The 11,720-nt window shown below is 73.4% G+C and carries 12 protein-coding genes; 6 read left to right on the top strand and 6 right to left on the bottom strand.

Features of this window, described 5'->3' with window-relative positions:
• On the bottom strand, positions 1-1,505 hold a 1,505-nt coding region (gene fliF, locus HPY23_RS22220; RefSeq protein ID WP_200601888.1), incomplete at its 3' end, for a flagellar basal-body MS-ring/collar protein FliF.
• Between the two features lie 197 nt (positions 1,506-1,702).
• Between fliF and HPY23_RS22215 the strand changes: the two genes are divergently transcribed.
• Positions 1,703-2,488 (top strand): SDR family NAD(P)-dependent oxidoreductase, encoded by a 786-nt coding sequence (locus tag HPY23_RS22215; RefSeq protein ID WP_091888412.1) that lies wholly within the window; start codon positions 1,703-1,705, stop codon positions 2,486-2,488.
• A gap of 171 nt (positions 2,489-2,659) precedes the next feature.
• Here the strand turns inward: HPY23_RS22215 and HPY23_RS22210 are convergent, their stop codons facing one another.
• Positions 2,660-3,358: an SDR family NAD(P)-dependent oxidoreductase gene (locus tag HPY23_RS22210; protein ID WP_091888410.1), complete on the bottom strand. Its 699-nt coding sequence runs from the start codon at positions 3,356-3,358 to the stop codon at positions 2,660-2,662.
• Positions 3,355-3,894 carry a PaaI family thioesterase gene (locus HPY23_RS22205; protein WP_091888408.1) on the bottom strand — a complete coding sequence of 180 codons (540 nt, stop codon included), beginning with the start codon at positions 3,892-3,894 and terminating at the stop codon, positions 3,355-3,357. Before HPY23_RS22205 ends, HPY23_RS22210 begins: the two co-directional genes overlap by 4 nt.
• 96 nt (positions 3,895-3,990) lie before the next feature.
• Here HPY23_RS22205 and HPY23_RS22200 point away from each other — a divergent pair, with 96 nt between their 5' ends.
• From HPY23_RS22200 to HPY23_RS22190, 3 genes are all read left to right on the top strand, one after another.
• Complete coding sequence (locus HPY23_RS22200) at positions 3,991-4,536, top strand: TetR/AcrR family transcriptional regulator (RefSeq protein ID WP_091888405.1); 546 nt, start codon at positions 3,991-3,993, stop codon at positions 4,534-4,536.
• A 68-nt stretch (positions 4,537-4,604) separates the two neighbouring features.
• The gene (locus tag HPY23_RS22195) at positions 4,605-6,371 is read left to right on the top strand and encodes a L,D-transpeptidase family protein (RefSeq protein ID WP_236012831.1); all 1,767 of its coding nucleotides are present in this window, start codon (positions 4,605-4,607) and stop codon (positions 6,369-6,371) included.
• Positions 6,372-6,561: 190 nt separating this feature from the next.
• On the top strand, positions 6,562-7,956 hold the full coding sequence (locus HPY23_RS22190; RefSeq protein ID WP_091888403.1) for a TadE/TadG family type IV pilus assembly protein: 1,395 nt from the start codon (positions 6,562-6,564) through the stop codon (positions 7,954-7,956).
• A gap of 166 nt (positions 7,957-8,122) precedes the next feature.
• Here HPY23_RS22190 and HPY23_RS22185 read toward each other — a convergent pair whose 3' ends face one another.
• Both HPY23_RS22185 and HPY23_RS22180 read right to left on the bottom strand, forming a co-directional pair.
• Entirely contained in the window at positions 8,123-9,169 is a 1,047-nt protein-coding gene (locus HPY23_RS22185; protein ID WP_060848211.1) for a YeiH family protein, read from the bottom strand.
• 66 nt (positions 9,170-9,235) lie between these two features.
• The gene (locus tag HPY23_RS22180) at positions 9,236-9,556 is read right to left on the bottom strand and encodes a hypothetical protein (protein WP_060848212.1); all 321 of its coding nucleotides are present in this window, start codon (positions 9,554-9,556) and stop codon (positions 9,236-9,238) included.
• Positions 9,557-9,758: 202 nt separating this feature from the next.
• On the opposite strand from HPY23_RS22180, the gene HPY23_RS22175 reads away from it, so the two are divergent.
• On the top strand, positions 9,759-10,454 hold the full coding sequence (locus HPY23_RS22175; protein WP_091753194.1) for an HAD family hydrolase: 696 nt from the start codon (positions 9,759-9,761) through the stop codon (positions 10,452-10,454).
• Between the two features lie 124 nt (positions 10,455-10,578).
• The gene (gene msuE / locus HPY23_RS22170) at positions 10,579-11,157 is read left to right on the top strand and encodes an FMN reductase (protein ID WP_060848214.1); all 579 of its coding nucleotides are present in this window, start codon (positions 10,579-10,581) and stop codon (positions 11,155-11,157) included.
• Here the strand turns inward: msuE and HPY23_RS22165 are convergent.
• On the bottom strand, positions 11,154-11,720 hold a 567-nt coding region (locus HPY23_RS22165), incomplete at its 5' end, for a gamma carbonic anhydrase family protein (protein WP_200649676.1). The two genes, msuE and HPY23_RS22165, sit on opposite strands and share 4 nt — an antisense overlap.

Raw genomic sequence — 11,720 nt, 5'->3', positions numbered from 1 at the left:
GCGCCGGCCTCGCCGCCCGGCAGGGCCGCGGCGGCGCCCGCCGCCTCGAGGGCGGCCATCTCCGCCTGGGCCGCCTCCGGCACCGCCAGGATGGCGCGCAGCGCCGGGCGCAGGCCGAACCAGATCAGCAGGCCGGCGACGATCAGGATGGTGGCCGCGTTGATGAGGGTCGCGGATTGCCGCATCATCACGTCGGCGAGGCTGAGCGGCGGCACCGGCTCCAGGGCCTGGCCGTCGTTGATGAAGCCGACCGCCGCCACCTTCACGGTGTCGCCGCGCTCCTTGCTGGCGCCGGCCGCCGAGGCGACGATCTGCTCGATCTCGGCGATCTGCTTCTCGACGGCGGCGGCCACGACGGAATCCGCGGGCGGCTGGCCGTTCGGGGTCGCGCCCTGCGCGGCGAGGCGCGAGCGGTTGACCAGCACCGCCACCGAGAGGTGCTTGACCGCGTAGCCGTCGCTGACCGTCTGGATGCTCTTCTGGCCGATCTCGTAGTTGGTCAGGTCCTCCTTCTTGGAGGTCTCGTTGCTGGCGGTGTCGTTGCCGTCCGAGCGGGTGCGCTGGTCGGGCAGGTTCTGCTGCGCGCTGGTCGGGCGCTGGGCGCTGCGGTTCTGGCTGTTCTCGTTCTCGCGCACCGAGCGGACCGAGCGGGCGACCTGCTGGTCGGGGTTGTAGATCGTCTCGCTGGTCGAGGTCTTGTCGGTGTTGAGCTGGGCCGCGACGCTGACCTCGAAGTTGCCAAGCCCGAGATAGGGGGTGAGCGCCCGGCGGATGCGGTCCTGGACCTCGCGGCTGACGTCCTTCTCCAGGCTCGCCATCTTGCCGGTCGGGGCCTGGGCGCCGTCGTCGCCCGACAGGAGCAGGGTGCCGTCGGCGCCGATCACCGTGACCCGGTCGGGCTTCATGCCGGGGATCGCCGAGGCGACGAGCTGGCGGATCGCCTGGGCGCCGCTGCGGTCGTCGGCGGGCTCGGTGCGCACCACCACGGAGGCCGAGGGCGGCTGCTGGTCGCGCCGGAACGAGCCGCGCTCGGGCAGCACGATGTGGACGCGCGCGGCGCGCACGCCCTTCATGCCCTGGATCGTGCGGGCGATCTCGCCCTCGAGCGCCCGGACCCGGGTCACCTCCTGCATGAACGAGGTCATGCCGAGGGAGCCGAGGTCGTTGAACAGCTCGTAGCCGGACTTCGAGCTCTGCGGCAGGCCCTTCTCGGCGAGCAGCATCCGGGCCTGCGCGGTATTGCCGTAGGGCACCAGCACGGCGGCGCCGTCGGCGCTGACGTCGAAGCGGATGCCGGCATCCTTGAGCACGCCGCCGATGCGGGCGACGTCCTCGCGCGAGAGCCCGGTATAGAGCGTCTCCTGCGCCGGCCGGCTCAGGTAGTAGGCGCCCAGGCCCACCGCCAGGAACACCACGAGGCCGATCAGCCCGAGCGCCGCGAGGCGGCGGGCCCCCAGCTCGACGATGTTGCTCCACAGCCTCTCGGCTTGCTCGCGACCGGACATCTCTTCCGCCAATCCCGTCCCAGCGCAGGCGACCTTGCCTGATCGCTCTGTGACGCCCCTGCCTTGTGCGGAGGTTGCGGCCCGGCGTGCGCCGGCGCACGCGGCGGCGGGCCGCCAGATTGACGGCTTCGATGATGATCGTCATCAATACATACATGACGGCAATCATGATAAAGCCGCCGATCAGGAGCCCTCCCATGAGCGACCACACGCCCGCCGCCCTCGTCACCGGTGCCTCGTCGGGCATCGGCGCCACCTATGCCGACCGCCTCGCCCGGCGCGGCCATCCCCTGGTGCTGGTGGCGCGCGACGCCGCCCGCCTGGAGGCGCTGGCGTCGCGCCTGCGGGCCGAGACCGGCGTCGCGGTCGACGTGCTGCCGGCCGACCTCACCGACCCGGCCGGCCTCGCGGCGGTCGAGGCGCGCCTGCGCGACGACGACCGGATCGGCCTTCTCGTGAACAATGCCGGCGCGGCGGCGCCGGCTGGTTTTTCCGCCGACGACCTGACACCGCAATACCGCCTCGTCGACCTCAACGTGGTGGCACTGACGCGGCTGGCCGGAGCCGCCGCGCACGGGTTCCTGGCCCGGGGCGGCGGGAGCATCGTCAATATCGGCTCGGTGGTGGCGCTGGCGCCCGAATGGCTGCCCGGCGTCTACGGGGCGACCAAGGCCTACGTGCTGACCCTGTCGCAGGCGCTCCAGTCCGAGCTCGGGCCCCGCGGCCTCTACGTCCAGGCGGTGCTGCCGGCCGCGACGCGCACCGAGATCTGGGAGCGCTCGGGGCGCGCGGTGGAGAGCCTGCAGGGCGTGATGGCGGTCGACGAGATGGTCGACGCCGCGCTCAAGGGCTTCGACCGGCGCGAGGCGGTGACCATCCCGTCCCTGCCGGACGAGGGCCAGTGGGAAGCGTTCGAGGCGGCGCGCCGGGCGATGATACCGAACTTCGCGCAGGAGCACGCGGCGGCGCGCTATCGCGGATGAGAGGTTCGGGCGGCCGTCGGGCCCCCTCCCGGGGTGGAGGTCGCGGCGGCCTCCGCCGCCCCCTCCCCCGTCCCGGGGCGACCGACGACGATTCACCGGGCAGAACCGCCACCGGGCAGAACCACCGAGGCCGCGGGCCACGCCCCGGACCGGCCGGGCAGCGGATGCTCGTCAGAACCGCTCGACCCACGGCCGCAGATCGACCTCGAACGACCACGCATCGCGCGGCTGGCGCAGCAGGTCGAGATAGGCGCGGGCCACGCCCTCCGGCGTGAGGGTGCTGTCGGGCTTGTCCGCCGGGTCGGGCCGGCGGGCGTTGCGTACCGCGCCGTCGACGACGACATGGGCGACGTGGATGCCCTTGGGCCCGAGCTCGCGCGCCGCGCTCTGGGCGAGGCCGCGCAGGGCGAACTTGCCCATCGCGAAGGCGGCCGAGAGCGGAAATCCCTTCACGCCCGCCGTGGCGCCGGTGAACAGGAGCGCGCCGTGGCCCCGCTTCTCCATGCGCCGCGCCGCTGCCTGAGCGACCAGGAAGGCGCCGAAGGCGGTGACCTCCACGGCCCGCCGCACGGCCTCCGGATCGAGGGTGGCGAGCGGGCCGGGGACCCGGGCGCTGGCATTGTAGATCACCGCGTCGGGCTCGCCGATGCGGGCATCGGCCTGCGCGAACAGCCGCTCGACCGCCTGCGGATCGGCGGCATCGGCCGCGAAGGTCTCGGCCCCGGTCTCGCCGGCAAGGGCGGCGAGCTTGTCCGTGTCGCGCGCGGCGAGGCCGACCCGGACTCCCTCGGCGGCGAGTTGCCGGGCGAGCGCGGCGCTGATGCCAGCGCCGGCGCCGACGATGAGGGCGGTGCGATAGGGCAGGCTCACGGGCGCTCCTCCCGGGAAGGGGGCAGGTCGAACACAAGGCAGGTGGTGCTGGCGGTGGCGCAGAGCCGGCCGGCTTCGTCGGCGAGGCTCGCCTCGGCCACGGCCTGGCGGCGCCCGGCATGGACCACCCGGCCGATCGCCGTGACCGAGCCGGAGCCCTCGGTCACCGCCCGCAGGTAGTTCACCTTGATCTCCAGCGTGGTGTAGCCGCGCCCGGCCGGCAGGGTGCTGTGGACCGCGCAGCCCATCACGCTGTCGAGTAGCGTCGCCAGCGCGCCGCCATGGACGCTGCCGATCGGGTTGTAGAGGTATTCGCCCGCCGGCATCCGCATCGTCACCCGGCCCGGCTCCGCCTCGGCGAGCGCGATGCCCATCAGGGTCACGATCGGCGGCGGCGGTATGTCACCGGCGATCAGCGCCCGCAGGAAGTCGAGCCCGGCCATGCCGTGGCCGGCCCGGGCGGTCGCCCGCGGATCGGCCCAGGCGACCCGGCGCTCCCGCACCGGTCCGTCCTCCTGCGACGAGGTGGCGTCCATCACTTTCCCTCCGGCCTTCTTTGATGACGCGCGTCATGTTATTATATTGATGATCGCCGTCCTCAATCATGTCAACGGCAGGGAGCCGACCGTCGGATGCGGGTGAGTCGCGAGCAGTTCCAGGAGAACCGGCGCCGGATCCTCGAGGCGGCGGGCCGCCTCTTCCGGGAGAAGGGCTTCTCCGCCGTGACGGTGGCGGAGGTGATGGAGGCCGCGGGCCTGACCCATGGCGGCTTCTACGGTCACTTCACGTCGAAGGAGGACCTGGCCGCTCAGGCACTCGCCCAGGCGCTGGCGCCCGCGCCGCGGGAGCCCGGGGCGGCACCGGACCTCGCCGGCTTCGTCGCCGCCTATCTGTCGGCGGCCCACCGCGACCGACCGGGCGGCGGCTGCGCGCTCGCGGCCCTGAGCGGCGAGGCGGCGCGCCAGCCCGCCCCCGTGCGGCGCGCCTTCACGGACGGATTCGAGGCGCGGCTCGCCCGGATGCAGGAGGCCCTGCCGGAGGGCGACCGGGCGGCGGCGCTCGCCGCCGTCGCGAGCCTCGTCGGGGCCCTGGTGCTGGCCCGGGCGGTGGACGACCCCGCCCTCTCCGACGAGATCCTGGCGGCGACCCGGGGGGCGCTCGCCCCCACCCGCCCTTGAGTCAGGTCGGCAGGCTTTTGGTAACCCTCGCGTGACCAAGCTGGGGGCGTCCCTGTCCGAGGCCCGCGATGGTATTGCGTGTTGCGTTTCCGTACCTGACGTCGGCGGCGGCCGTGGCCTGGATGCTCGGCACCGGCCTCGCGGCCGCCGTCGAGCCCACGGCCCCGGTACCGCCCGCCCCGGTGCCGGGCACCGCCGCGCAAGGACTTACAGCACAGGGCCCGTCCGCGCAGGCCGCCCCGGTCCCGCCGGCCGCGGTCGAGCCCGCGCGGCGCGAGGCGACGACCGCACTCGAACCCCTGCCCGGCGATGCGCCGCCGCTGCCGGTCGGCCCGATCAAGCCCGGCGCCGCCCCGAGGACGGGTGACGCAAGACCTGCGGACCCGAGGCTCTCCGAGCCGCGCCCCGCCGAGGGCAAGCAAGCTCTCAAAAAGGTCTCGCGCGAATTGCCGCCCCTCGTCGTGGCGCGGATGTCGCAGGACACCACCCCGACGCTCACCCCGGCGACCTTCCTCGACACCCTGCGGGCGGCGGAGCGCTACCAGGGCCTGGTCGAGGCCGGCGGCTGGCCGTCCCTGCCGGCCGACCTCACGGTGAAGCCCGGCGAGCGCAACCCGGCGATCCCGGCCCTGCGCCGCCACCTCGTGATGACCGAGGACCTCGCGCCCGGCGGCCCGGAGGGCGACCAGCTCGATCCCGGCCTCGTCGCGGCGCTCAAGCGCTACCAGGCGCGGCACAACCTGCCCGAGACCGGGCTCCTCGGCCGCCAGACGCTGGCCGCCCTCAACGTGCCGGCGAGCGTGCGCCAGCGCCAGCTCGCGGCCTCGGCCAACCGGCTGATCGGGTCGAGCTTCCCGTTCGGGGACCGCTACGTCGCGGTCAACATCCCGTCGGCGGCCGTCGAGGCTGTGGACCACGGCAGCGTCGCGCGCCGCTACGTCGCGGTGGTGGGCAAGCCCGAGCGCGCCTCGCCGATGGTCGAGACGAAGATCACCAACATCAACTTCAACCCGACCTGGACCGTGCCGGTGTCCCTCATCAAGAAGGACATCATCCCGCACATGCGCAAGGACCCGGGCTACCTCGCCAAGATGCACATCCGCATGCTCGACGGGCAGGGCCAGGAGGTGCAGCCGACCGCCGTCGACTGGTCGACCGAGCGGGCGGTGAACTACACGCTGCGCCAGGATCCGGGCTTCGACAACTCGCTCGGACAGGTGCGGATCGACATGCCGAACCGGCACGCGGTCTACATGCACGACACGCCCTCGAAGGGGCTATTCTCCCGCGACGTGCGCTTCCACTCCTCGGGCTGCGTGCGGGTCGCCGACGTGAAGGCGCTGGTCGGCTGGCTGCTCGAGGGCACGCCGGGCCCGAACGGCCCCGGCTCGACCTGGGGCCCGATGGAGATCGAGACCGGCATCGCCACGGGCGAGCGGCGCGACATCAAGCTCGCCAAGCCGATCCCCGTGACCTTCGTCTACCTCACCGGCTACGCCACCCCGGACGGCCGGGTGCATTTCCGCGACGACGTCTACGGCCTCGATACCGGCAAGCCGGTGGAGCCGGCGGTGACGGGTGCGATCGCCAAGCCGGCTCCCGGCAAGGCGGTCCCGGGCCCGGTCGGGTCCGGCAAGGCGGTGCCGGCCAAGCCCACCGCGACCAAACCGTCTGCCGCCAAGCCATCCGCAATCAAGCCGGCCGATGCGAAGCCGGCATCGGATGCCGCGCAGGCCGCACCGAAGCCCGCCGCCAAGGCGGTGCCGAGCCGGGCGGTACCGGCCCCCAAGGCCGGGCCGGACGCCGAGCGCCGGCCCGCGATACCGGCGACCTGATCCACCGGAGGCCACGGCGGCATCATCGGAATGCCGGGCCTGCCGCCCCCAGCATATTGATGCCCGGGATGGGTATCTTTCATCGTTCGTTATGATCTGTCGCGCCCAAGCTAACATGTTAGCTTCCAGGCACCGCCGCAGGCATGGCCCCGACCCGACGACCCGCTTCCTGCCCGGCGGCGATCCGCCGATGACACCGCGCCCCGGCAAGGGCCCGGCGCGTGGCCCGCACCCGCTCGCGCGCTTCGCCCGGGACCGCAGCGGCGCCTTCCTGATCGCCTTCGCGGTCGCCCTGCCGGTCCTGCTCGGGGCGGTGAGCGCCGCCGTCGAGTACAGCCGCCTCCTCTACCGCAAGGCGCAGCTGCAGAGCGCCGCCGATTCCGGGGTGCTGGCCGGCGCCAACATGCTCAAGCTCGCCAACGCCGACGACACGGCGGTGACGAGCATCACCCGGCAGGCGATCGAGGCGCAGGCGCGCACGCCGGCCGACCGCCGGAGCCTGATCGGCGCGGAGGTCGGCGACGGGCGCCGCTCGGTCTCGACGGTGGTCGAGGAGACGGTGCCGTCGCTCATGGGCAAGCTGCTCAGCCTGCCCTCGACCACGATCGTGGTCCGGGCGACCGCCCAGCTCGTCGGCTCGTTCCGGCTCTGCCTGCTCGCGCTCGACAATTCGGCCAAGGGCGCCCTCGACCTCGAGAAGCGGGCGCAGGTCACCGCCGAGGGCTGCACGCTCTACTCGAACTCCAGGAGCGCGAGCGGCATCCAGGGCAAGGACAGCGCCACCGCCCGCGCGCTCTCGATCTGCTCGGCCGGCGGCTTCGACGGATCGAAGGCCCTGTTCACGCCGGCGCCGATCACCGATTGCACGCCGATCGACGACCCCCTGAAGGACCGGCCGCTGCCGACGCCCGACTACGACTGCGTGATCCTGAGCCCGTCGGCCAATCCCGGCAGGAAGATGCCGCCGCCCGGCCCGATCGACATGGTGACGGGCGTCGTCACCCTCGATCCCGGCACCTATTGCGGCGGCCTTCGCATCACCGAGAGCGCGATCGTCACCCTGCGCCCCGGCACCTACGTGATGAAGGACGGGCCGCTGATCGTCGACAAGAAGGCGAGCCTGTCGGGCCAGGGGGTGGCGTTCTACTTCACCGGCAGCAAGGGCGGGATGCTGTTCGACAAGGACACCGCGGTGAGCCTCACGGCGCCGACGAGCGGGCTGATGGCGGGACTGCTGATCGCCGAGAGCCGCACGGTCTTCGATCCGGTCCCGGTGCCGATCGACACCTACATCACGCCCCCGCCCCCGCCCCCCCCGGGCGGCGCCAAGCCGATGCGCGAGTACCGCATCCTCAGCGACAACACCCGCACGATGCTGGGGACGATCTACCTGCCGGCGGGCCGACTGATCGTCGACAGCAGCCGCCCGGTGGCCGACCAGTCGGCCTACACGGTGATCGTCGCCCGGCAGATCAACCTCTACGAGGGCCCGAACCTCCACCTCAACGCCAATTACGGCGCGACCTCGGTGCCGGTCCCCGAGGGGGTCGGGCCGCGCCCGGGGGCGGCGACCCTGCGCAACTGATGCCCGGCCCGGCTCAGAGCCTGCTCGACCGATGCCATGGTCTTCGGGAGGGCCTTTGACCCCATCGGCAACCTCAGCCTGAGGTGTCGGCCCATCGATGATGGGACTGACGCCTCGGGATGAGGTCGAGAATGGGACGAGGGCTTCACGCAGCCCGAGCAGGCGCTCAGGAGATCCCGAGCCCCCGCACCAGCGTGATGCTGACGAGAAGCAGCACGGCGAGCGAGGCGACGACCGCCAGCGTCACCCGGCCGCCGACCCGGGCCACCACCCGCACGTCGACCCCGAGCCCGAGGGCCGCCATGGCGATCACCGTCAGGATGCCGGCGGTCCGGGTGAGCGGCGCGAGCGCGGCATCGGGCACGAGGCCCAGCGAGCGGGCGGCGGCGAGGCCGAGGAAGCCGAGGATGAACCACGGCACCAGCTTGAAGAAGCCGAGCTTCTTCCTCGCCCCGGCCGGCGCGCCGGGCTCGTCGCGCAGGTGCGGGGCGACGAGGGACAGGCCGAGCACCACCGGCCCGAGCATCAGCACCCGCACGAGCTTGACCAGCGTGCCGACCTGGGTGCTGACGAGGCTCACCGGCACGGTGGCGGCGAGCACCTGGGGCACCGCGTAGACCGTGAGGCCGGCGAGCACGCCGTACTCGGTCGGGTTGGTGCCCAGCAGCGGGATCAGGAGCGGCAGGCCCAGCACGACGAGGACGCCGAGGATCGCCGTGAAGGCGATCGAGGAGGCGACGTCGTCGCCGCTCGCCCCGATCACCGGGGCAACCGCCGCGATGGCCGAGTTGCCGCAGATCGCGTTGCCGCAGGCGATCAGGATCGACATCCGGGCCGGCAGGCCGAGCAGCCGGCCGATGACGTAGCTGGCGACGAGCGCGATCACCACGGTGGCGACGATGCCGGTGAGCAGGGCCGGCCCCGAGGCGACGAGCGCCTTGAGGCTGATCGAGGCGCCGAGCAGCATCACGGCGACCTCCAGCAGCTGCTTGGCGCTGAAGGCGATGCCGATGCGCCAGCGCGGCCCCGGCTCCCACAGCGAGCGGATCGCGATGCCGGCGAGGATCGCGATCACCAGCGCCTCGACGTAGGGGTGGTGGACGAGGTGCTCCTCCGCCGCCTGGACCAGGCTCGCCGCCGCCGTGACGGCGACGCAGAGGGAGAGGCCGGGCAGGACCGCGATCGCGGTACGCCCCATCGTGTCAGGCCGCATCGCCGGGCAAGCTCGCGCAGGAAGGTCTCTGGAGGGACGGTCGTGGGGGAAGGGGTCGGCCCGCGGTCACGGGCGGAAACCCGTGCCGATGCCGGCCCGCGGCGGCTGGCCGAGCCAGAGCAGGACCAAGCCGAGGACCAGGGCGACCGGTGCGGCCGGCGACAGGGTGAAGGGCAGGCCCAGGAGCTTCCACAGGGCCGGCTGCCCGCCCTCGGCCATGGCCTGGAGGCTGGCGGCCCGGTCCTTCATCAGCGCGGAGGCGAAATCGCTGACCGAGGTGACCAGGACGGCGTTGTTGGCGATCGAGCGGGCGCCGTCGTAGACGATCCCGACGAAGCCGGCGGCGAGAAGCAAGAGGCCGAGGCAACGGCACAGGAAGCGGATCATCCAGGGCTCCGGACCGCGCCCCCCGGGACGCGCGGCACCTTGAGTAGTGAGAGGCCCTTGCCGGCGCAAGGATTTGCGGGGGGCGGCGCAAGCGTGAGCGCGGCACCGTGGCGGGTTGATCCCACACGACCCGGCGTGCCAGGGCCCCGGCGGACCGACGGCCAGGGGAACGGCATGAGGGCAACAGCATGAGGGGAGCGGCATGAGCGGCAGGACGGGCGGGCGACCGGAACTGGTGATCTTCGATTGCGACGGCGTGCTGATCGACAGCGAGCCGATCAGCCTCGCGCGCCTGACCGAGAACCTGCAGCGCATCGGCGTGCCGATCGACCTCGCCACGGTGGCGCGGCGCTTCACCGGGACCAGCATGACCTCGATCATGGCCCACATCGCCACCGATTACGGCGTGCCGACGCCGGAGGGCTTCGTCGACGCGGTGCGGGCCGACACCCTGCGGGCCTTCGACGCCGAGCTCCAGGCCATCGCGGGCGTCGCCGCGGTGCTGGAGACGATGCCGGACCGGCGCTGCGTCGCCTCGAGCAGCGATCCGCAGCGCCTGCGCCACGCGCTGACGCTCACCGGCCTCCTGCGGCACTTCGACGGGCACGTCTTCAGCGCCACCATGGTGTCGCGGGGCAAGCCGTTCCCGGACCTCTTCCTCTATGCCGCCGCGCAGATGGGGGTGGCGCCGGAGGCCTGCGTGGTGATCGAGGACAGCGTGCCGGGCGTCGCCGCGGCGCGGGCCGCCGGGATCCCGGCGCTCGGCTTCTGCGGCGGCGGCCACTGGTCGCACGACCGGGCCGGGGCGGATCTTCTGGCCGCCGGCGCCGTCCGGGTCTTCGACGAATTCGCCGACCTGCCCCATCTACTCGGGACGTGGGACCGCGTGTCCCGTTAAGGGACGGGGAGCCCTGGCACCGGTTTCGCATTGACCTCGCGCGCGCTCCCGGCACAGTCCGGGGCCGCCGCGACCGGTCCCGCGATCCGTTCCGGGAACCCGTCCTCGTCAACCGGAGCCCGCCGTGAGACCAGCCCGCATCGTCGCCTTCTCGGGCAACGTCCGCCGCCCGTCCCGGACCCGCGCGCTGGTGGAGGCGGTCACGGCCGAGCTCGGCCGGCAGCGCCCCATCGACCTCAAGGTCTACGACCTAGCCGAGATCGGCACGGGCCTCGGCGCCACCACGCGGCAGGCCCTGCCGCTGCCGATCGCCCACATGATCGAGGCGATGGAGGGCGCCGACGGGCTCGTCGTCGGCTCGCCGGTGCACAACGGCGCCTATTCGGGCCTGTTCAAGCACGTCATCGACTTCCTCGATCCCGCCGCCATCGCGGGCAAGCCGGTGGTGCTGACCGCGACCGGCGGCGGGCCGCGCCACGCCCTGATGGTCGAGCACGCCTTGCGCCCGCTCTTCGGCTTCTTCACCGCCCACGTCGCGCCGACGGCGGTCTATGCCGGCGAGGCCGAGATCGAGGACGGGATCGTCACCGACGCCCGGGTCGCCGAGCGGGTGGCCGCGGCCGCGGCCGAGCTCGGCCACCTCCTCGACGTGGCCGAGGCCGCCCGCCGGGCCGGATCGGGACGGGCGGCGGCGGGTCTCTAACCCTCCCCGCCCGACCGCGCTTGGAGCCGGCGGAAGGTCCGGCCGTAGGCCGCGTAGCTCGCCACCGTCCGGGCCATCATGGCGCGGCGCTCCGAATCGAGGCGCGCGAGCTTCCGGGCCGGGCGCCCGCCCCAGAGCCAGCCGGAATCCAGCACCTGCCCGGGATCGGTGGCGCTGCCGGCAGCGACGAGCACGTCGGCCTCCACCACCGTGCCGGGGCCGAGGCGCGCCCCCATGCCGACCAGGCAGTGCGGGCCGATGCGGCCGTCGCCGGCGCGCACGTTGTGGCCGAGCGTCGTGTCGTGCCCGATCACCAGGCCGTCGGCGCGGGTGTGGAGGGCGCAATTGTCCTGCACGTTGACGTTCGACCCGATCACGATCGGCCCGAGCCCGGCCTCCAGCCGGCAGGAGAAGAACACGCTCGCCCCCGCCGCCAGGGCGACCCGGCCGTGCAGCCGGGCCGTGCGGGCGACGAAGACGGCGGGATCGGCCGCGAAGGCCTCGCCCGGGCCCGGGGCCGGCTCGGCGGCGGCGGCCTCGCGCAGGCGCTCGGCCCGCTCCGC

Source organism: Methylobacterium ajmalii, assembly GCF_016613415.1.
GTDB classification, from domain to species: Bacteria; Pseudomonadota; Alphaproteobacteria; order Rhizobiales; family Beijerinckiaceae; genus Methylobacterium; species Methylobacterium ajmalii.
The sequence above is the reverse complement of the archived record's forward strand: the minus strand, read 5'-3'. Positions and strand labels throughout refer to the sequence as shown.